At 60.5% G+C, this 19,511-nt stretch carries 29 protein-coding genes and 2 pseudogenes; 22 read left to right on the plus strand and 9 right to left on the minus strand.

Annotated features, from left to right (window positions below; translation table 11 throughout):
- Positions 1–76: 76 nt before the first annotated feature.
- From HMPREF0372_RS20100 to HMPREF0372_RS21330, 8 genes and pseudogenes are all read right to left on the minus strand, one after another.
- Positions 77–232 carry a hypothetical protein gene (locus HMPREF0372_RS20100; RefSeq protein ID WP_162861049.1) on the minus strand — a complete coding sequence of 52 codons (156 nt, stop codon included), beginning with the start codon at positions 230–232 and terminating at the stop codon, positions 77–79.
- Between the two features lie 378 nt (positions 233–610).
- A pseudogene (locus tag HMPREF0372_RS10410) lies at positions 611–1,048 on the minus strand (glycosyl hydrolase family 18 protein); the annotation flags it as partial.
- A 19-nt stretch (positions 1,049–1,067) separates the two neighbouring features.
- Positions 1,068–2,648, minus strand: a complete 1,581-nt coding sequence (locus tag HMPREF0372_RS10415) for a recombinase family protein (protein WP_007491971.1) — start codon at positions 2,646–2,648, stop codon at positions 1,068–1,070.
- Positions 2,649–2,658: 10 nt separating this feature from the next.
- Positions 2,659–3,234, minus strand: a complete 576-nt coding sequence (locus HMPREF0372_RS10420; protein WP_007491978.1) for a Uma2 family endonuclease — start codon at positions 3,232–3,234, stop codon at positions 2,659–2,661.
- 280 nt (positions 3,235–3,514) lie between these two features.
- Positions 3,515–3,805: a LexA family protein gene (locus HMPREF0372_RS20620; RefSeq protein ID WP_007491980.1), complete on the minus strand. Its 291-nt coding sequence runs from the start codon at positions 3,803–3,805 to the stop codon at positions 3,515–3,517.
- Positions 3,802–4,254 (minus strand): PH domain-containing protein, encoded by a 453-nt coding sequence (locus HMPREF0372_RS10430; RefSeq protein WP_007491982.1) that lies wholly within the window; start codon positions 4,252–4,254, stop codon positions 3,802–3,804. The genes HMPREF0372_RS20620 and HMPREF0372_RS10430 overlap by 4 nt, the downstream gene beginning before the upstream one ends.
- A gap of 108 nt (positions 4,255–4,362) precedes the next feature.
- A complete protein-coding gene (locus HMPREF0372_RS20625) occupies positions 4,363–4,854 on the minus strand; it encodes a S24 family peptidase (RefSeq protein ID WP_050810489.1) in 492 nt (163 codons plus the stop codon).
- Positions 4,855–4,977: 123 nt separating this feature from the next.
- Positions 4,978–5,148 (minus strand): annotated as a pseudogene (locus tag HMPREF0372_RS21330) (helix-turn-helix domain-containing protein); the annotation flags it as partial.
- A 168-nt stretch (positions 5,149–5,316) separates the two neighbouring features.
- Between HMPREF0372_RS21330 and HMPREF0372_RS19205 the strand changes: the two are divergent.
- From HMPREF0372_RS19205 to HMPREF0372_RS21430, 3 genes are all read left to right on the plus strand, one after another.
- Entirely contained in the window at positions 5,317–5,529 is a 213-nt protein-coding gene (locus HMPREF0372_RS19205; RefSeq protein ID WP_007491985.1) for a helix-turn-helix domain-containing protein, read from the plus strand.
- Between the two features lie 48 nt (positions 5,530–5,577).
- Positions 5,578–5,778, plus strand: a complete 201-nt coding sequence (locus HMPREF0372_RS19730; RefSeq protein WP_155117011.1) for a hypothetical protein — start codon at positions 5,578–5,580, stop codon at positions 5,776–5,778.
- Positions 5,779–6,114: 336 nt separating this feature from the next.
- Positions 6,115–6,327 (plus strand): Thoeris anti-defense Tad2 family protein, encoded by a 213-nt coding sequence (locus HMPREF0372_RS21430; protein ID WP_007491997.1) that lies wholly within the window; start codon positions 6,115–6,117, stop codon positions 6,325–6,327.
- On the opposite strand, the gene HMPREF0372_RS10445 is transcribed toward HMPREF0372_RS21430, so the two are convergent.
- On the minus strand, positions 6,305–6,652 hold the full coding sequence (locus tag HMPREF0372_RS10445; RefSeq protein WP_007492000.1) for a hypothetical protein: 348 nt from the start codon (positions 6,650–6,652) through the stop codon (positions 6,305–6,307). The genes HMPREF0372_RS21430 and HMPREF0372_RS10445 overlap by 23 nt on opposite strands.
- A 191-nt stretch (positions 6,653–6,843) precedes the next feature.
- On the opposite strand from HMPREF0372_RS10445, the gene HMPREF0372_RS10450 reads away from it, so the two are divergent.
- From HMPREF0372_RS10450 to HMPREF0372_RS10530, 19 genes are all read left to right on the plus strand, one after another.
- Positions 6,844–7,101, plus strand: a complete 258-nt coding sequence (locus HMPREF0372_RS10450; RefSeq protein WP_007492002.1) for a hypothetical protein — start codon at positions 6,844–6,846, stop codon at positions 7,099–7,101.
- A gap of 52 nt (positions 7,102–7,153) precedes the next feature.
- The gene (locus HMPREF0372_RS10455) at positions 7,154–7,663 is read left to right on the plus strand and encodes a hypothetical protein (RefSeq protein WP_007492006.1); all 510 of its coding nucleotides are present in this window, start codon (positions 7,154–7,156) and stop codon (positions 7,661–7,663) included.
- 233 nt (positions 7,664–7,896) lie between these two features.
- Complete coding sequence (locus tag HMPREF0372_RS10460; protein WP_039997232.1) at positions 7,897–8,211, plus strand: hypothetical protein; 315 nt, start codon at positions 7,897–7,899, stop codon at positions 8,209–8,211.
- A 157-nt stretch (positions 8,212–8,368) separates the two neighbouring features.
- Positions 8,369–8,515 (plus strand): hypothetical protein, encoded by a 147-nt coding sequence (locus HMPREF0372_RS19735; protein ID WP_007492010.1) that lies wholly within the window; start codon positions 8,369–8,371, stop codon positions 8,513–8,515.
- Positions 8,512–8,835 carry a hypothetical protein gene (locus tag HMPREF0372_RS10465; RefSeq protein WP_007492012.1) on the plus strand — a complete coding sequence of 108 codons (324 nt, stop codon included), beginning with the start codon at positions 8,512–8,514 and terminating at the stop codon, positions 8,833–8,835. Before HMPREF0372_RS19735 ends, HMPREF0372_RS10465 begins: the two co-directional genes overlap by 4 nt.
- Positions 8,832–9,158 (plus strand): helix-turn-helix domain-containing protein, encoded by a 327-nt coding sequence (locus tag HMPREF0372_RS19740; RefSeq protein WP_007492015.1) that lies wholly within the window; start codon positions 8,832–8,834, stop codon positions 9,156–9,158. Before HMPREF0372_RS10465 ends, HMPREF0372_RS19740 begins: the two co-directional genes overlap by 4 nt.
- An 11-nt stretch (positions 9,159–9,169) precedes the next feature.
- Positions 9,170–9,541, plus strand: a complete 372-nt coding sequence (locus HMPREF0372_RS10470) for a hypothetical protein (RefSeq protein WP_007492017.1) — start codon at positions 9,170–9,172, stop codon at positions 9,539–9,541.
- A 5-nt stretch (positions 9,542–9,546) separates the two neighbouring features.
- A complete protein-coding gene (locus HMPREF0372_RS10475; protein ID WP_007492019.1) occupies positions 9,547–11,313 on the plus strand; it encodes a PcfJ domain-containing protein in 1,767 nt (588 codons plus the stop codon).
- Positions 11,310–12,365 (plus strand): DUF3102 domain-containing protein, encoded by a 1,056-nt coding sequence (locus tag HMPREF0372_RS18755; protein WP_007492021.1) that lies wholly within the window; start codon positions 11,310–11,312, stop codon positions 12,363–12,365. The genes HMPREF0372_RS10475 and HMPREF0372_RS18755 overlap by 4 nt, the downstream gene beginning before the upstream one ends.
- Positions 12,359–12,793, plus strand: coding sequence for a hypothetical protein (locus HMPREF0372_RS10485; protein WP_007492023.1), 435 nt, complete (start codon positions 12,359–12,361; stop codon positions 12,791–12,793). Before HMPREF0372_RS18755 ends, HMPREF0372_RS10485 begins: the two co-directional genes overlap by 7 nt.
- Positions 12,794–13,378: 585 nt before the next feature.
- On the plus strand, positions 13,379–13,624 hold the full coding sequence (locus tag HMPREF0372_RS10495) for a hypothetical protein (RefSeq protein WP_007492027.1): 246 nt from the start codon (positions 13,379–13,381) through the stop codon (positions 13,622–13,624).
- Between the two features lie 80 nt (positions 13,625–13,704).
- Entirely contained in the window at positions 13,705–13,860 is a 156-nt protein-coding gene (locus tag HMPREF0372_RS19745; protein WP_007492035.1) for a hypothetical protein, read from the plus strand.
- Positions 13,861–14,047: 187 nt separating this feature from the next.
- Positions 14,048–14,797 (plus strand): hypothetical protein, encoded by a 750-nt coding sequence (locus tag HMPREF0372_RS10500; RefSeq protein ID WP_039997235.1) that lies wholly within the window; start codon positions 14,048–14,050, stop codon positions 14,795–14,797.
- Complete coding sequence (locus HMPREF0372_RS10505; protein WP_007492039.1) at positions 14,790–15,002, plus strand: helix-turn-helix domain-containing protein; 213 nt, start codon at positions 14,790–14,792, stop codon at positions 15,000–15,002. Before HMPREF0372_RS10500 ends, HMPREF0372_RS10505 begins: the two co-directional genes overlap by 8 nt.
- An 82-nt stretch (positions 15,003–15,084) precedes the next feature.
- A complete protein-coding gene (locus HMPREF0372_RS10510) occupies positions 15,085–15,435 on the plus strand; it encodes an HNH endonuclease (protein WP_007492041.1) in 351 nt (116 codons plus the stop codon).
- A 126-nt stretch (positions 15,436–15,561) separates the two neighbouring features.
- Positions 15,562–15,879 (plus strand): P27 family phage terminase small subunit, encoded by a 318-nt coding sequence (locus tag HMPREF0372_RS10515; protein WP_007492043.1) that lies wholly within the window; start codon positions 15,562–15,564, stop codon positions 15,877–15,879.
- Entirely contained in the window at positions 15,869–17,536 is a 1,668-nt protein-coding gene (locus HMPREF0372_RS10520; protein WP_007492044.1) for a terminase TerL endonuclease subunit, read from the plus strand. The genes HMPREF0372_RS10515 and HMPREF0372_RS10520 overlap by 11 nt, the downstream gene beginning before the upstream one ends.
- A 21-nt stretch (positions 17,537–17,557) precedes the next feature.
- A complete protein-coding gene (locus HMPREF0372_RS10525; protein WP_007492047.1) occupies positions 17,558–18,751 on the plus strand; it encodes a phage portal protein in 1,194 nt (397 codons plus the stop codon).
- Positions 18,748–19,509: a head maturation protease, ClpP-related gene (locus HMPREF0372_RS10530; RefSeq protein ID WP_007492049.1), complete on the plus strand. Its 762-nt coding sequence runs from the start codon at positions 18,748–18,750 to the stop codon at positions 19,507–19,509. Before HMPREF0372_RS10525 ends, HMPREF0372_RS10530 begins: the two co-directional genes overlap by 4 nt.
- The last annotated feature ends 2 nt before the right edge of the window (positions 19,510–19,511 follow it).

The following is a 19,511-nucleotide window of genomic DNA, read 5'->3' on the forward strand; positions in this document are numbered from 1 at the left end:
ACCGTCCAATATGTTTGACAAACCTACAAAAATAAAAATTTCTCCAAAAATTTTCTTCGGCCGGGAGAGGACCGGGTCAAGTGGAGCGCTCTCCCTCTGCAACAATGCGCTCCAGGCAGGCCATCAGATCCGACATGGTCTCCAGCTTGACATCCATCTGCAAAATGTGCTCCCGGAGCTCGGGGGGCATGGAATCAAACTTTGCACGGATAGCGGGATTGACATAGGACATGGAAATCACCTCGCCGATAGTATGGACAGGGGTACGGAAATTCATACCATGAAAGGCAATAAAAACGCGCTCCGGAACCGGAGCGCGGGAGTTTTTGGTCTGTCCCCCACAGAGAGGCGTCTGCCACCCTGCGGGGGTACAGTGGTTTTGGGTGTTTGAAAAGAGAGGAAAGAGAGGAGGAGTCTTGTTTGATTGCTCTGGTATCCTGACAATCTCTATTTTAACAGGTCTAAGCCCAAAGTGATGAACCATTTTCAAATTTAGTATGAACGTTTTATGAACGCGGAAAACGACTTTTTCCCTGGGTAAAGGGAAAGAAAAATGGCCATATACCGCCAGGCATGCCAATGAGCGAGTGTACCCGCAGCGCATGAAGTGCTACACAGTACGAATGCGGTACAGGGCGTTGAGCACCCGCCAGTTCTGGGGGAAGGGCCGCATCAGGTTCCAATAGCCAACCCCGTATAGACCATATTCGGGGATCAAGGCCAGCTTGGCCTGTATGCTACGGGCATCCTCAAACCAGACCTCATGGGTTATGCCGTAGCCATCAGTATAGCGGTACCAGGGGGCCTGGGCCTGCTCGCTGTATTGGATATCCACACCGTAGCGGACCGCCCTGGCCACCGCCTCCTGGGGGGAAATGGACTGAGCCTTGGTACGTCCCTGCACAAAGGGAAGCGGCCAGTCGTAGCCGTAGAGGGGGACGCCCAGCCAGATTTTGGAGGCCGGGATTTCCGTCAGGGCATACTCCACCACTTGGCGCACATTGGGCAGGGGAGCCACCGCCATCGGCGGACCATAGGTATAAAACCATATAAGCCCCCTGTAATGGCTATAATTGTTCGCCATCCGTTTCAACACGGGGAAATACATAGAGATTCATATCGCTTGCCTCCCACCGGCTGCCGGTTGTCTTGGTGTATAAGATCTTCTCCAGGACTTCTTTCAAGATGGTGTTTTTTTCGCGGGGGTCGGTCAGTGTGGGGTAGAGGGCAAGCACACGCTCAATCCGGGGAATGATCTCGAAGCGATTCCGGGCGATGCGTCGGGAGGCAGTAAGGGCGGCCTGGGTAGTTTCGATCTGCTGGTTCACCTCCGCCATGCGGGCGGTCAGGGCCTGGGATCGCTGAAGAAACAGGTCGGTGGAGTAGACGCCCTGCTCGACCAGGTTATAGAGATTATCCATCTGCGCCTGTAGGGTGCCGAGGGTACGCTGAAGGGAGGTGATTTCCTGCTCCGCCGTGGGGCCGGTGTGGGAGATAGTCTCCTGGGACTGTGCCAGCTTTATCTTGTAGTCGGATAGCCAAATGCGCAGGGAATCAAGCATACCCGCCTCTACTTCCTCCAGGACAGAGCTCTTGCAGTTGCAGTCCTTATTCGGACAAGCCACGGTATCGCGGCCGTGCTTGAACTTCCGGCGCTCCATGCTGCGGCCGCATTTGGAGCAGATCAGCAGGCCGGCCAGGGGATTTCGTATATTGGTGCTCTTGGGGACGGGGGCGTGGGAGCGGTTCTTCAGCATGAGCTGGGCGCGGTGCCAGAGCACTTCGTCCAGAATCGGCTCATGCCGGCCGTCGGAAAGGTGGACGGCACGATCCACCGGGCGGGTTTTCACCAGCTCACCGTCCACCATGCGCTTGACGGTGGGCCGATAGCTCCAGCGGAGCTTTCCGATGTAGGTTGGATTAGTCAGAATGTCCTTCACGGTGCAGGGCGGCCATTTACCGCCGGTGGGGGAGGGGATGCCCCTGGCATCCAGCCGCTTGGCGATCGTATAGGAGCCGAGCGGGCGGAGGGTACCGTCAGGGAGGAGCTCACCGTTGACGTACCAGTCGTAGATCTGGCGGACGATTTCGGCCTGCTCCGGGATGATGCGCAGGGAGTACCCCTTTTCACCGGACAGCTTATAGCGTTCATAGCCGTAGGTGGCCTTGCCGGCGATATACTTTCCCTCGGACAGAGAGGCCCGGCGGCCGCGCTGGAGCCGTCGGTTGATGGTCTTATACTCCCGCCGGGACATAAAAAGGCCGAACTCAAAATATTCCTCGTCAAATTCGTCGCCCGGGTCATAGACCTTATTTGGGGTGACGATTTTTGTATCGCTGTACTTGAAGGTGTCAGCCACGACGCCCTGATCGGTGGTGTTGCCGCGGGCCAGACGTTCCACCTCCATGACCAGGACACCGGTCCAGCGGCCGGCCTCCACGTCATTGAGAAGCCGCTGCATTTCAGGGCGCTCCGCGATAGATTCGCCGCTGCGTACCTCCTCATAACACCCGGTGATATTGAGTCCGCGCTTTCGGGCCAGCTTGAGCAGGTCGGCCCGGTGCCGGGCCAGCGTATCCCCCTGGCCGTTGGCTTCGGCCTCCAGGTCTATACGGGATTTACGGAGATACAGACAATATTCGTCCATAGGGCGGCCCTCACTGTTCTGGCGGGAACACCTTGGACAGCTCGATAAAGCAGCCGGACAGGGTGTTGACCTTGGCCACGGCCTCAGCCGTGTAGAGCTCCTGGACACGGTAGCGGCCATCCACCAGGGTGCTGACCTGTACGGTGCGCTCCTCGGGGCTGACAATCCAATACTCCGGCACTCCGGCCCGCTCGTACAGGTTATACTTGGTCAGCCGGTCGTGGCGTTGGGTGGAGGGGGACAGTACCTCAATAATAAGGTCAGGTGCGCCCTTGCAGCCTATATCATCCAGCTTGCCGGGGTCGCAGACCACCGACAGGTCAGGCTCCACCAATGTGTCAACATCCTCCGGCCGATCGTCCGCCCGCTCAAAGAGCCGGACGGCGAAGGGGGCGGGGTAGACCTTGCACTTCTTTCCCTCCAGGTAGTTGTAAAGCTGGGCCAGAAGGGCGGTGATGATCTCCTGGTGTAAGCGGGAGGGCGGAGCCATCATCACCGGCGCGCCGTCGATCAGCTCGATGCGCTCTCGTTCATCCCAGGTCAGGGCATCAGCTAAAGTGTAACGGTCTTCCTTCGGTAGTGGCATAAAGGCTCTCCTTTCTGTCTACAGGCCGTAGAGAGGCCGGGGCGCGGAGGGCCTTATAGTAACGCTCCTGCACCCCGGAAATGACGACGGCGGCCTGGCGGTCGTCATAGATATGACTGGTGGTCTCAATCCGCACCTCCCGCGAGGGAGGTGACAACAAAAATCCTACTACTCAAGCAAAGCACATTATATGCATTTTGGAATTTTTCCATTTTGGCATTCGGGCAATAGGAAAGGCACCACCAATCTGGGGAGGCGTTGGCATGGCGGTGCCGCTGTTCTACTGGATCCCGCTAAGGAAGGCGACGGCCAAGCCGATGACCTCATAATTTAACGGGTCAAGCTCTTTCCTGCGGAGGATGATGGGGGAAAAGGTGGGGCTTTCCGCCCGGAGCTCCACATATCCCTTCCCGCAGTAAGCTCGCTTGAGCGTGTATTCATCACCCGCACTTACCACCGCGATCTGGCTGTTGTCCCCGCGGGCGCGGGAACCGAATAACACCAACCGCCGGGCGGCGTACTTTCGGGCCAAGCCGGCCAGATCGGCAGTCAAGGACGGAGAAAGATTCATTTGTTCAGGTTCTCGTGGTTCTCGTAAGCGATCTCTTGAAGCTGCTTATACAACGGCTGAATGTTGTATTTCTTTGGGAACTCGAACTTTTTCTCCCCGATGGAAACGCCGCCGTTGGCCTTGTAGTAGGGGGAGGAGATATAAGAGATATTGATCTCACTGTCATCCAGACCAAAGCCGGAGGTCTCAGCGGAGACGTGGATGATGCTGCTCAGATTGATGGAATCCACGCGCATTTTTTGCCCGGTGGCACCCTGCTTGTCAAAATCCACAATACGCTTATCGGTAAAGAGAACCACGTCGCGGACGAGCCGGAATCCGAGCTGAATTGACTCGCCATCCATCAGATAGGCGCCGTATTCCTTCGTCAGTTCATCAACCGATACCTCACTCATATTTCCGAGCACGCCCTGGGTAAGAGAGCCGCCCAGCTTTCCAATCAGTCCCATTTCAAAATCCTCCTATTATTTATATTACCGCGCTTCAGCGGTTGGATTACTATCATTCGCTTGTTTGTCTATCTGTCATTCCGTTTGGAGGTGACAACCTATCATGGATTATGCCCAACTGATCAGCGGGCGGCGGGGCAGAATGACACGGCCGTAGTAGGTCAGAATGGTATCATCGCTGCGGGCGCTGATGAAGCGGTCGGCATCATGGCGGGCCCGGTTGAGAGAGAGCAGCCGGACGTTGCCCGCGTCGTCCTTGTAATACTGCTTGCACAGCATATCGCCGTCCACGTAGAAGATGCCCACATCCCCATTCTCCAGAGGCTCCCGGTTGACATAGACGATAGAACCGTCCATGATATAGGGCTCCATGGAGTCGCCGTCGATCTTCACCGCGAAGTCGGCGTTGCGCGGGGCATCATTGCTGATCTCGATATAATCAAAATCCTCGCCGACTGCGGGAGAGGTCATGCCGGCGGCGGCGGGGGTGTAGTAAAGCGGAATGATTCGAGTACCCCGCGGCTCGGCCTCGCCGGTCTCCCGGCGGCGGCGCTCCTCCGCCATGCGCTTCTGCTCCTCGGTAATCACAATTTTGGTCATGTTCCGCCCATGGCGGTCCAAGCCCTCGTAGTCCCTTGCTATTTTCTTCGCCTCGTCCGACAGCTCGGACGGGGCGATTTTTACTCCTTTTGGTGGTGTGGTATTCCCTATCAACTCATCAACGGAAACAGAAAATAAAGAGGCAAGTTGTATTAAAAGCCTATGTCCTGGCTCTCTTTGATCGGTTTCATAGTTTCGAAGGGTTGTATACGGAATATCAAGTTTCTCGGCCAGTTCTTTTCTTGATAGCCCATTTTGTTCTCGTAGGGAGATTAGATTACTCCCAAAACTCATAGCGTTCACCCCTTTCACGATTAGGATATATCAGGCGCAAAGAATAGTCAAGAAAAATTTTGCTCGCTTTGGGCATTATTTTTCTAAAAGTCTCTTGACATTTGCTCGTTATGAGCTATACTAACAGTGAAAAGCTCAAAACGAGCAAAACTGATTGGGGGTGAGTAAATGAACCTACCTGTAATTGAAGCAGAGAGGATTAAGCGCGGCGTTAGCCGTGATGGGCTGGCCTCTTTACTGGGAGTATCTCGTCGTACAATTCAAAACTGGCAAAATGGTACAACAGATATGCCTCTATCTAAACTGGTATGTCTCTCTAAAGAATGGGGCTGCTCTGTTGACTATCTGCTCGGGATTCAACCAGACCAGACGGGCGCGTAAGAAAACCCCGCCCCTGATGGGGCGGGGCCGTGAAAGGAGGTGAAACCCTTGAACTGGCTGTATCGGCTAATGGATAAAGTTTTCGATCCACCGCCCAAGGGAACCGACAAGGCCGGCATAGTGCTCTACTACAAGTCCCAGGATGAAGGTTATAAGCGGTACAAGCACCTGTGCTATCGAAACCTGATTCTGGAATCTCTGCTGGCGTTTCTGTTCGGTCTGCTTGTCTCGTTCCTGCTCAAATTCTAAAAGTGCATCTTGCCCGGCGCTTGTGATGATCCAAGTGTCTGGCGCTTGAAATTGGCCCATGGAGCCAAGATGAACGGCGGAGAAGTGGTGTATTTTTATAAGATTCTTCTCTTTCAGGAAAATAAACCGCTCATATTCCGACCGGCTGGGTGCGTGAGGTTCCGTGTATTTTTGCAACTCCAGGTAGTTGGCTTCAGAAAGCATAAAAATCATCCTCTCTCATGAATTCTAGCACAATGGAGGAGGGAGGACAAGCACCGGCCGGGCCAACGAGTAGCCGGGCGCGTGAGAAAGCCCCGCCCCATCAGGGGCGGGGCCGGGAAGGGGGTGAATGGAGTGGAAATTCAAAAGGCGGTACGCAAAGCAGTGGAAACTGGAGGGTTTATTACCCGCCCCCTTTGGTGCGGACGCCTTCATATCAAACCAACGAATGAGCCGGAATGCTGTGTTCTCCATGGAAAAGGAAGAGCCCCCTGCCCCCGGTGGCAGCCGAAGGCAGAGGACTTGATGGCAGATGACTGGGAAGTTACCACAGAAGAATTGATTTGATCTTTTCGATATACCCCAATACATCGGAAAGGCCATTCCTAAATCGGTTCTCCATGTAGATGATGCCTTCATCAGCCAGAATAGCGAAGTAAACGGTGTTATCCCCAGGATGACACACCAAAAGGCCAGCGCGGCCAAGCTCCCAAAGTGTTTCCTCTACATCGCCAAGTTGCCACTTTGGTACAATGGTCTGCTGAATGTGTTCAGCACCTCCGAGATCTTTTGCTTCACCTTTTGGCTTCCCGTCTTTTCGCTTTTGAAGGTATTCCTTGTAAAGAGCGCAGATTAAAGCATCAGCATCTTTTGTAAGTTTGACATCAGACATAATTTCACCTCCCTTCTACCGCCTATATTCTACCACGGCGGGGGAGAGAGGACAAGCACCGGCCGGGCCGACGATCAGCCGGGCGCGTGAGAAAGCCCCGCCCCTGATGGGGCGGGAACGGGGAGGAGCATAGGCCCTAAGCACATAGGACAATCTGTGGATCACATAGGCTGACCTGGAGGTGAGCAGCATTGAGGACAATCAAGGCCCGAAACGGATTCGTTTTCACGTTTCCGTTTGAACCGCCCTGGGAGGATCTGCGGGCGGAGGGGAGCACGCCGAACGGCGGCAAGTTCTACATATTTGATTCCTGCGTGATTCGAGATCCGGAGGAACGGGCCGCCATTGACCGCCGGGTCGCTGATGTGTTCGTCCAGGCGGAGCGCCGGAAGTTCTTGGCGGCTCTGGAGGCGGAGGAGCAGAAAGCCCAGGCCGCCGGAGAAGGGTAGCGAAAGAGCGGGGCCGCCCTTTGGGCGGCCCGCAAGAGAAAGGTGGACAAGCATGCGAACGCTAAAAACGTCCCGGCGGGAGCTGGAGCATGTGGCGGTGTGCGTCACAGGAGAAGTGAGCGCGGAATTTATCCGGGATATCCAGGAGACCATGCGGCGGGAGAACCAGCGGCGGCGGGATGCGGGCCGGCCGGGGATGTCCTACACGGTATCGGGTGGGGAGGGCAGCCCGGAGGAGTGGTTGCGGAAGGCGCTGAACCGGGATCTGGAGAACAGGGCCACCCTGACCGTACATTACATCCAGGGGCCGGTCGTCCGCCTCGCTCTGACCGGAAGGCAGGCGGCGGCGCTTCGGGCGGCTGTGGAAATGGAGCTGGCCCACCAGAGAGGCCAGGAGCTGAGGCTGTCGAGGCTGATCGGCGCGGGATTGGCGGGCGTTGCCCGGTGCGGCGGCGCCGCGGAGCAATACATCAGCGAGATACGGCGGGACATGGCCGCGGCGGCGGAGCTTGCGGAGCTGCTGGACAGGGCCATCCGGGCCGCCGGAGGTGTCGGGGAATGAGTCGACAGCTTATCGCGGCAGTGCTGGGGCTGGCCCTGCTGCTGGCATTTGTGGTGCTGGTGGAGTATCACGCAGGGGTATGAATGGGGTGTGCCGCCCCTGGGCCGACGGGGATCAGGCGGAGCCTGTCCGGCCCGATGCAGGGCCGAGCGGGCCAGGGCGCCGCGCCTCTCTCGGCGTCACCGCGACCCGCCGGGCCAGGAGCGGCACACCAGAGTAAGGAGGAGAACCAAATGAAAGTTGCATTGTTTGGGGCTGGGGGAATCGGCCTGTACGGTCTTCCGGGGGAGCACCCGGAGGGAGAGCTGGCGGAGCTGCTGGGCGGAGAGACCGAAATGGCACGCATCGACAGGAGACTGAAGCTGGTGACCCGGCGGGACGGGGAGGCCGAGCGCCTGACCATCCGGTACGCCCTCCATCGGCTGGGACATGAACCGGAGCCTATTGCCGGCGAGTGCGCCGTGGTAGCCGTGGGGGCGGAGGGATGTCTGCTGGACATGGGGCGTCACGACCTTGCCGCCGCCGCCCGGTACATACGACCCGTCTGACGATGGCCTGTGTTACGGGCGCAGGCCGAAACGCCCCACCGGGGGCGTCACGGGAACCCGTCGGCACCGTGGGAAATCGCCGCCACGATTCAAATAGAAGCATTTTGACAATATGGGGCGGGCATCTGCCGCCCCGCGAACTTATGGAGGAATCACCATGTATCTCTATTGTGGGAAGCGTATTACCCGGGAGGAAAAGCGGCGCCGGCAGCGCCTCCGGGCAAACCTGATCGGCGTGGCGCTGGCGGCCGCCCTGGTGGCGGCGGGCGTTATCCTGGGCCTGACAGCGGGGGTGAGACTATGAAGGGGACCGTCTATCTCTACGAGGTATCCCACCCGGATTACCCCACGGTGACGGTGCCCAGCATTGGGCCGGACAGCGCCACGGTAGAGGCTGCCCGGCGCTGGGGCGTGCCTGAGCTGTGGGGCCGGATTGCGGGCTACTGCACGGTACGCCGCGGCGGCCGCGCCGCCCGGCCCAGGTGTACCCGGTGCGGCCGGGAGTTTGGCACGGCCGGACAGGCGGCGGGCAAGTGTCCGGACTGTCTGCGCTCGGAGGAGCTGCACCGGCGGCAGATGGCCAATATCCGCGGCTCTGACCGCCGGCCGGGGATGCGGGGATGATCCCGTCACGAACAGACCCCTACGGCCTCCGGGGAGCGGTCAAGCCGGGCCGCCTGCCGGAGACGCCCGCCCCTCCGGCGACCAGAGACAAGCCGGAGAATGTGCGCCGGTGCGCTTCCTGTGACGTGCCGCCGGAGCGGTGCCGTGGGAAGTGCCGATCGGATGCCGACCAGGAACGGGTGCGGGCCGGCGGCGACGGCCGGAAAAAGGTTGATGCGGAGGCGGTGCGACGGCTGGCCGCCGCCGGACGAAATAAGCACCAGATTGCCCGGGAGCTGGAGGTCAGTATATCCAGCGTCCGCAGGGCGTTAAAGCGAGAATAGGAGGAAGCGTCGTGACAACACAACAGACTGCCGCACTGGACAAGCTGCGGGAGCAGCAGTCGGACGTCAGGGAGCATACAGCTCCTTGGATGGTCGCCCAGCAGTTGATGGACATTTGCCGGCACGAGCCGGCCAGCGCCGAGCTGATTTTGCAGGATCTAGACCGCCCGGCCATGTCTATTGTGGAGGCCGAGAAGAAAGTCAAAGCCTACGCGGACGCCCACAAGAACGGGTCCTTCGCCTGTGTGCCGCCGGATGAGTCGGACCGGATTCTTCGGGAGTTCTACGGCCTGCCTGCCATGGAGGCCGGGGAGCAGGCCGGACAGGGTGCTCCGGAGGAACAGGCCGGGGGCTTCCTGGATCTCATGGATTTTCTGGGGTGAGCACTATGGAGGACGTGAGGAAGCTGGTACCACGCACCCCACCGGAGGGCCTGCTGGAGTGGACGGCGGAGCGCCACAAGGAGTTGGAACAGGACGGCCTGCTGATCGAGACAGAATGGGCCGAGGATTACCGCCTGGAGGTCATACTGGACGAGTGGGCCCAGCGGAAGAAGGTGCGGGCCATCCGGGCCACCTGCTCGGCCTGTAAAGAGAGCGGGCTGCTATGGCGTGGCCAGGATGGACGCGGCGAGTGGGGGTTTATCCATCCGGGCACCTGGACAGAGGGAGAGGGCGGCGAGGTGTGCGCCGATGGGGATAAGACCACCTGTCCCTGGTGTGGCGAACCGGTCATTGTCCGCAGGAAAGCCGATGTGCGGAAAAAGGGATGGTTCGTGGCGGCGGAGAGACATGTCATGAGCGCGTCGGTGCTGGGGAAAGACCGCCTGCTGACGCTGACGGGCTGGACGGTTCAGCGGAGAATCACGGCGGCGGCCGAGCGGCAGCTGGTAGCCATCCCGGCGGAAGCCTACGTGTTCAGCGCCGACGACTGCGCCCAGCTGATGGGCTGGGTCAATTCTTACAGCGGCACGGCGGGATACTTCGTCCGGTACAGCCGGTCGTGGAGGCAGCCGGGGGACTGGCGTGAACGGTGGGGAGAGGAGGAGAATATCTATGGCCTGACTCCGGAGCTGGTCGCTTCAAGCTGCCTGCCACATTGTAAGCTGGTGGAGTATATGGCGAACCGAATACCGATGGGGCGGAGGTATCCCGTGGCATATCTCCGTTTATACCAGAGACACCCGAACGTAGAGAGTATCCTGCTCCACGGACTGCCTCAGGTGCTGGACGAACTGATCATCGAGCAGACCGACGGGGCGGACTGGAGTAAAAAGAACAGGAAGGCGGAGCTAGAGCTGCCGGAAATCAGATGGGAGGAAACCCGGTCGGCGCAGATGCTCGGCCTGAACCGGGACGAGCTGGTCACGGCCAGAAAACGGGGATGGGGCGTGCTGTTCTGGCGGCTGTTCACCCGGGCCAAGGCTGCCGGGGAGAGACTCACCGACGCGGATATCACACATGCTTTTTACCTGGGGGACGAGGACATTCTGGAGCTGGTGGGCCGGGGGCCGGTGGGCAAGAGCATGCGGTATCTGCTCCGCCAGATCGAGCAGGTGGGGGTGGAGCCGGAGGACGAAGACCCTCAGCCGGAGGGAGTAATCGACGTATCTATTCTGCTGGACTACTGGCGCATGGCCGAGCTGGTGGGTCGGGATCTGGCGGATCCGGCGGTCCGCTGGCCGGAAAATCTGCTGGAGGCACACGACCGTATGTCGGCCACAGCGGAGCAGTTTGAGGCCCAGGAGGTAGCCGTCAAGTTCCGTATCCGGCGGAAGCAGTTGGCCCGGTATGCGTTCCAGTGGAGGGGCCTGCTGATCCGGCCGGCCGCCAGCCAAAGAGAACTGGTGGCAGAGGGGGACGTCCTGCACCACTGCGTGGGCACCTATGCCAAGGACTACGCTAATGGCGAGACGGCCATCTTCTTCGTCCGCCGGGTGAAAGAACCCAAGAACTCCTACTTCACCCTGGAGCTAGACGAGGGAAAGCTGGTGGTGCGCCAGAACCGGGGGCGGCGCAACTGTGCCCGCACGAAAGAGGTGGAGGAACTTGAAGCCGTATGGCTAGCATGGCTGAAGGCCGGCGCACCTCGGGACGCCAAAGGCCGGCCGGTTGTGCCGGAGCAATCAAAACAGAAGGAGGTAACCGCCGCATGAGTGAATTGAGCACCACGAACACCCAGCCGGCGCGGACAGTGGAGGCCGTCACGCTGGAAATCCAGACCCTGCAGCGCCAAGCCCAGCAGCTGCTCCTCGGCTATGCCATCGAGATCGGCCGCAGGCTGGTGGAGGTTAAGGCAATGCTACCCCATGGGCAGTGGGGGACGTACATCAAGGAGCAGGTGGGCTATTCCCAGTCCACCGCCAACAACCTGATGCGCATTTTTGAGGAGTACGGCACGGCCCAGCAGTCCATATTTGGGCCGGAGGCAAATTCCCAAGCGATTGGCAATTTGAGCTACACCAAGGCCCTGCGGCTCCTGGCCCTGCCCGCCGACGAGCGGGAGGCGTTTGTGGAAGAGCACCAGGTGGAGGACATGAGCACACGGGAGCTGGAGGCCGCCATCAGGGAACGGGACGACGCCCTCCGCCAGGCCGAGGAGGACCGGGCGGAGCGGGAGGCCGCCGAGCAGGCCCGCGCCAAGATTGCCGAGGATATGCGGCTGGCCAACGAGCGGGTGGCGCAGCTCTCCCAGGAGCTGGAGGAGTTGCGCAGCCGTCCGGTGGAGGTGGCCGTGCAGCACGCCGAGGAGGAGGAACTGGATCAGGCCCGTCGAGAGGCGGCGGCAGACGCCCGCGCCCGGGTAGAGGCCCTGGAGAAGGAGCTGGCAGCCGCCCGAAAGCAGCAGAGCGACCTGCTGAACCAGCACCAGGAGATGGACCAGAAGCTGAAGGAGGCCCGCCAGGAGCGAAGGGACGCCATGGACGCGCAGAAGGCCGCCCGGGAGGAGCTGAAACAGACCAGGGAGGCGTTGGAGCGGGCCCGGAAGGAGCTGCGGGCCTCCGGGAATAAGGAGATCACCCAGTTCGGGGTCTACTTTGAGGCGTGCCAGGAGGACTTTTCCCGCATGATGGGCATCCTCCACAAGCTGAAGGCCGGTGGGGACGACGAGGGCCGGGCCAAGCTGACCGCCGCCGGCGGCGCCCTGCTGGGAGCTATGGAGAAGCAACTGGCGCCCTTCCGGGAGGAGGGGGCGGCATCATGCTGATTGAGGCCCCCTGCCGCCTGGGGGAGAAGTTCACCCACCACCGGAGTTACAGCAATCCCAAAGAACAGTATCTGCTAGGGATTGACCTGTCTATATGGCACTGCAATATCGACGGCGTGACACTGCTGGGGGGTCCATACAAAAAGGGGACGGTGGACTTCTTTGAACGGAAGGACATGGATGCGCTGCCGATCTCCTTTGAGGTGCCGGACCGGCTGGTGGAAGGAGACTGTCGGCCAGAGGAGCTGGGCATGGAACCGGGGAAGAAGTGGAAACTGCGAGGGATTCGGCTATGCGGGGAAACCGGGTGGGCGTTCAGCCTGTTTGATATGGACCGTGACTCCCGCCTGGTCAGAACGGATGTGCTGGACAAGCTCTTTGCCCCAGTTCTGCCAGCGGTGCAGGTGGATCTGATGGATTTCATTTAAGGGGGGAGACGATACGGAGAGACCAATTCTGTTCAACACCTCCATGGTGCGTGCCATCCTGGAGGGCCGGAAAACCGTCACCCGGCGGGCGATAAGACCGAAGCCGGACGGCAGGCCCATCCGCATGACGGAAAATAGCTGTTACCCCGGCTGTTATGCAATCGAGGGGACGCCGAGGGTAATTCAGCCACCATGCCAGACTGGCGACATTCTGTGGGTGAGGGAGACGTGGGCTCGGCTTCCGGCCAGTCCTGGAGGGCATTTCAGGCCAAACGGCGTGTATTACTACCGGGCGGACGAGGATATACGGCCGGAACAGTACAAGAGCAGTGGTTGGCGTCCTGCTGTTCATATGCCAAAGGAGGCAGCCCGGATTTTCCTACGGGTCGCCGGCGTGCAGGCGGAGCGGCTGAGGGAAGTTACCTGGGAAAGTGTGGCCGAAGAGGGGTGCGTAAATCCTATGCGATTTGATGAACTGTGGGACAGCACCATAAAGCCTGCTGAGCGACACCTCTACGGCTGGGATGCCAACCCATGGGTATGGGTGATCACCTTCGAGCGGGTCGATCGGCCGAAGCCCAGTACATGAGCGGATGGACAAGCCTGCTCACCGCCGGGGATCTGGAGGAACTGCGGGAAGCTCTGCGCCGGGGGTGGGTCACATCCCTGGAGTGGGAGGCGCCGGCCCTCCGGTTGCGGGTGCGGGTGAGCACCCAGCAGGTAGCGCCCGTCTGGTCGGTGCCCATGCTGGTGCGGCTGGAGAGATGGTTCCCAGGCCAGTACAGCACCCAGCTATTTGATAGTTTGGAGGCGATGCTGGATGGATATTGACCTCCGACGCCTGGGAATAGGCGCGCAGTTACAGATTGCCCTCGCCCTGCTGGGGAGAGATAGAGAGAGGAGGGACAAGGGTGGCGAATGTGGAGCTGATTGCCCTGTGCATCGCGGCGCGGCGGCGCGGCCTGACTTATGGCCAACTGGTGGCGCAGACAACCGAGGCGGAGCGCCGGAGGATCGTGGACAAGTACCGACGAGGCCCCAAAAGGAAGGAAAATAAAGGAAGATAAACAAGGGCGGGCTTTGGAGCCCGCCCTTTGCGGCATGACATTGTGCGCCGCCTCCGGCCCTCCGGGGGCGGCGCAGAGGGCCAATGCCCTACCTTATATATCAAATTGAGGAACGCGCGCGTGTTCCTATGCGGGGCCCTTAGACCGCTAAGATCTCAACCAGCACCAGCCAAAGGAGGAGAACCAGGTGAAAAAGCTCATGCGCTACCGGATCACAGCGGGCCGCGCCGTGGAGGTGCGGGACGTGCTCATGGAGGCACGCGGGGGAACACCGCGGGGGGCCAGAAGAGGGAAATCGTCCGCCAAGCAGCTCAAGCGCAATGAAGACGAGGCGGTGCTGATCCTGGCCCGGCAGCTCAATGCTAACTGCAAGGGCGGAGATCTGTTCCTGACTCTGAAATACTCCGATAGCCGCCTGCCTGCCACACGGGAGGAGGCGAAGCGTATTGCCCGAAACTTCATGCGGCGGCTGGCCAGGGCGTACCGGAAGACCACGGGGAAAAAGCTCAAGTGGTGGCTGGTGACTGCCAGCGTGTCCACGAAGACGGGGCAGCCGGTGCGCCTGCACCACCACGTGGTCACGGATGCCATGGACTGGGAGCTGATCGCCCAGCACTGGCCGCCGGAGGAGTTTTCATACCGACGCCTGGATGCGACTGGGGACTATACCGCCGTGGCCAGGTACATGATACGCAACGCCGGGTACGGAGGAGCGCGGGCCTGGTCCCACTCTCAGGGTATCCGACAACCCCAGTATTCCACGCCCATCCCTGTGGCCAGAGCGGGCACGGTGCGGGTGCCGCCGGAGGCCCGCGTGGTTGAGCGGGAGATCCGGGAGGACGGGGAAACCGGTTTTTCAGCCGCTTACATACGCTGGGTAATGCCGCTGGAGGATAATGCTACACGACACGGGAGGAGGAAACGACACGATGAATGAGACCTTTGCCGTCCGCTTGCAGAAGCTGCGGGAGCGTCGAGGAATCAGCCGCCGCGTCCTGTCTGAGCGGTGTGGCCTGAGCAAAAACATGATTGCGGTCTATGAACGAGGAGAGGCAGACCCTTCCACCGACACTATCTGCCTGCTGGCGGATATTTTCGGTGTGACAGCGGACTATCTGCTAGGCCGGAAAGAAAATTTTTAGCGTGCCCGATCTTTTGGGCATCTTGCGGCAGGGGCATGGTAGCATAAATCTGTGAAGGAATGCAGGCAGGAGAGGTGGCAAGATGATATCCGGCAGACGGTTGGCCCAACTGCGGGAGCTGATTGCCGAGGGCCGAGAGGCGGAGTTTTACAGTTGGGGCGAATGGAAAGCCCTGCGGCCTGATGTGCTTCGGCTGGATAACCGCGAGTGCCAGCGGTGCAAGCAGCGGGGGCGGTACCGGCGGGCGCGCATCGTACACCACGTCAAGCACCTGCGGAAGCGGCCGGACCTGGCGTTGAGCATTTGGGACACGGATACGGGGGAGCGGCAGCTGATCAGCGTGTGCAAGCAGTGCCACGAAGAGCTCCACCCGGAGAGTCAGCGGCAATATCGGCGCTTCTATGCGCCGGTGACGGTTGAGCGGTGGGACTGATACCCCCGTCGAAAAAAACAGGTTTTCCGGTACAGGCCCCAATCGGGTGGGTAATGGACATTCCCGGCGGATCGCGCACCCGCGCGCGCCCCGCTGCCCAGGCCGGACGGACAGGGAGGGGACGGCATGACAAAACCGGAGAAGACAAAAGAATACAAGGCCCTCCGCAGCGCCATGCTGGAGAGCCTGGAGGCTCGGGGGATGGTGGAGGAGCCGTACACCGACAAGGTGCGGGAATACATGAACTTCTGGTGCCAGCTCAAGCGGCTGGAGGCGGACGTGGCCGAGCGGGGTGTGTCGGTCATGGACGCCAAGCGGGGGATGCCGGTGGAGAACCGCAGCGTCTCCCTGGCGGTGCAGGTATCGCGGCAAATGCTGGCCATCTATACCGCCCTGGGATTTAAGGACGAACCCTCCCAGGGGGGCGGGGACGATGAGCTGTAGCCTGCCGCCGGAGGTGCTGTGCTATCTGGAGGCGGTGGAGGCGGACACCCCCAGGGCCTGCCCGGAGCAGCACGCCCTCGCGGCCTATGTCCGCCGAGTATTTGCGGAGGAGGACATCCGGGTGGATGCGGAGCAGCTTCGGCGTTACCTGGGCCTGGTGAAGTATTTTCCCTTTGAGCGGTTGTTCCCCTGGGAGGAGTTCCTGATTGCCCTGTGGGATTGTACCTACAGGCCGGACGGGACGCCCCGCTGGAAGACCCTGCTGTGCATGGTGGGCCGGGGCGCCGGCAAGGACGGGCTGATCGCGTTTGACGGCGCCTGCTCCATCTCCCCGTATAACCCGGTAGGGCACTATAACGTGGATATCTGCGCCAACAACGAGGAGCAGGCGGTGACGCCGGTGAAGGACCTGGCCGAGGTGCTGGAATCCCCCCGCTACGAGGCTAAACTGAAAAAGCACTATTACCACACCAAGGAGCTCATTCAAGGGCGGAAAAACAAGGGCGTCATGAAGGGACGCACCAACAACCCCAAGGGCCGGGACGGCATGCGCTCGGGCAAGGTGGTGTTTAACGAGGTTCACCAGTTTGAGAACTACGATAACATCAAGGTCTTTATCACCGGCCAGGGCAAGGTAGCCCAGCCGCGGGTGGGCATATTCACCTCCAACGGCGAGGTGAGCGATGGCCCGCTGGACGACTATCTGGCGCGGGGCCGCCGCATCCTGCTCGAAGGGGAGGCCGACCGGGGCTTCCTGCCCTTTATCTGCTGCCTGAGCACGAAAGAGCAGGTACACGACCCGGAGAACTGGTATATGGCCAACCCGTCCCTGGCGTACAAGCCGGAGCTGCTTCAGGAAATCCGCGACGAGTACGAGGACTGGCTGGAGCACCCGGAGCAGAACGGGGATTTTCTCACCAAGCGGATGGGACTGCGAGCGGGCTTCAAGGAGGTCTCCGTTACCGACTACGAGAAGGTGAGGGCCACCAACCGCCCTCTGCCGGAGCTGCGGGGGTGGAGCTGCATTGTGGGGCTGGACTACGCGGAGCTGTCCGACTGGGCGGCGGTCAACCTCCATTTCCGGCGCGGAGAGGCCCGCTTTGACATCAACCATGCCTGGATCTGCGCCCAGTCCAAAACCCTGCCCCGGGTGAAGGCGCCATGGCGTGCCTGGGCGGAGCAGGGGCACGCGACGGTGGTGGACGATGTGAGCATCCACCCGGATCTGCTGGCCGCCTATATCCAGCAGGCGGCGCTCCTGTATAACATCCGGCTGCTGGCCCTGGATCACCACCGATGGACGCTGGTATCGGAATCCCTGCGCAAAATTGGCTTTGACGCCGCCGATAAAAGCCGGGTGAAGCTGGTGCGCCCCTCGGACATCATGCAGGCGGAGCCGGTGATCCAGGCGTGCTTCGACCGCCAGCTCTTCACATGGGGGGACAACCCCTGCCTGCGCTGGGCGGTGAATAACACCAAGCGGGTGCGCCGCAGGCAGGAGGGTGTGGATACGGGCAATTTTATCTACGCCAAAATAGAACCCAAAAGCCGGAAAACCGACCCGTGGATGGCGCTGGTGGCCTCCATGACAGGAGAGCCGGCGCTGGGAACCGGCGCACCGGTGGAGCTGCCCCCCATCGGGGCAATACGTTTGTGAGGATTGTGAGGAGACAGGCGAATGGGAATCAAATTCTTTGAGTGGCTTCGGGGAGACCGGGGCAAGGGAAACACGGTGGAGGTGGCCTGCCGGGAGCTCTTTGAAGCGGCCCAGGAGTACCAGGTGCGGGAGCTGTGCTTCTGGATCTGTGTCAACATGGTGGCCAATGCCATCGGGCGGTGTGAGTTCCGTACCTTCCGGGATGGCGTGGAGCTCCAGGACAGGGAGTATTACCTGTGGAACGTCTCGCCCAACGTGAACCAGAACTCCACCATGTTTTTTCACAAGCTCGTGGCCAAACTGTACCAGGATAACGAGGCCCTGGTGGTGAACACTCTGAAGCGGGAGGAAATGGACGCCCTGGTGGTGGCGGACAGATGGGAGCCGCCGGAGGAGTGGCCCTCCCGACAGAACGAGTACCGGGGCATCGTGGTGGGAGATTATTCGTACCAGTTTCCCCTCTATGAACCCAATGTACTCCACCTGCGGCTGAACCACACCAATATGCGTCCCATCCTCAACGGCCTGTATCAGTCCTATTGGCGCATGGTATCGGCGGCGATGCGGGCGTACACCTGGGGCAGCGGGCAGCACTGGAAGGTGCATGTGTCTCAGTTAGCCCAGGGAGCGGACGATTTCAAGGCCAAGTTTGCCGAAATGATTGAGGAGCAGATCCGCCCGTTTCTCAACAGCAACGGGGCCATCCTGCCGGAGTTCGACGGCTACGCCTACGAGAACGTGGGCGGGAGTGCCGACTCCGGGGGAAGCAAGGATACCCGGGACATCCGGGCGCTGATTGAGGATATTTTCGACTTTACCGCCCGGGGGTTCCTGATTCCGGCGGTGCTGGTCAACGGCAAGGTGGAGGGCACCGCCGACGCCAACACACGGTTTCTGACGAACTGCATCGACCCGCTATGCGACCAGCTCCAGGAGGAGATTATTCGCAAGCGGTACGGGTATGCGCAGTGGAAGAGGGGCAGCTACCTCCGGGTGGACTCCAGTAGCATCATCCATTTTGACCTCTTTGCAAACGCGGCCAACGTGGAGAAGCTGGTGGGCTCGGGAGGTTACAGCATCAATGACGTGCGCCGGGCGGCTGGACAGGCGCCCATCCCCGAGCCGTGGGCGGACGAGCACTTTATGACGCTCAACATCTCACCCATGGGGGAGGCTGCCCGAAAGCTGGGCGCACAGAAGGGAGTGACGACATGAGAAAGACCATGTGGGAGCTGAAACAGGCGGCTACGCCGGGGACACTGGAGCTGTATATCTACGGGGACGTGGAGGGTGATGGGCGTAACTGGTGGACAGACGAGGTGATCCGCAGCGAGACCAGCGCCAACACCTTCCGGGAGGATCTGGCCGCCCACCCGGATGTCAGCCAGATCAATATCTACATCAATAGCTATGGCGGCTCGGTGTTTGAGGGCACCGCCATCTATAACCAGCTCAAGCGCCACCCGGCCCGCAAGACGGTGTATGTGGACGGCTTTGCCTGCTCTATTGCCTCGGTGATCGCCATGGCGGGGGACGAGGTGGTGATGCCCCGCAACGCCCTGATGATGGTTCATAACATGTGGATGGGCGTATGCGGCAACGCCGCTGAGCTGCGCAAGGCGGCCGACGACCTGGACAAAATCAACGAGGCTGGGCGGGCGGCTTATCTCCAGAAGGCCGGGGATAAGCTGACGGCGGAGGCCATCACCCAGCTTGAGGACGGCGAGACGTGGCTCACCGCGGAGGAGTGTATCCGGTACGGCCTGGCTGACCGCTACGCCGAGCAGGACGCGGACATGACCCAGGCCGCCGAGGTTCTGAAAAAGGCGAACCTGGATGTGGAGCAGCGCATCAAGCTCCAGCGGAGCCTGGCGGCCCAGCTCCGGCAGTTGACGGCGCCTCCGTCGGGCTGGCCTGGCAATGGGCCGGGAGGCAACGCGATTCTGAAATTGTTTGAACAGGAAGGAGACTGACT

Source organism: Flavonifractor plautii ATCC 29863, from assembly GCF_000239295.1.
Lineage (GTDB): Bacteria > Bacillota > Clostridia > Oscillospirales > Oscillospiraceae > Flavonifractor > Flavonifractor plautii.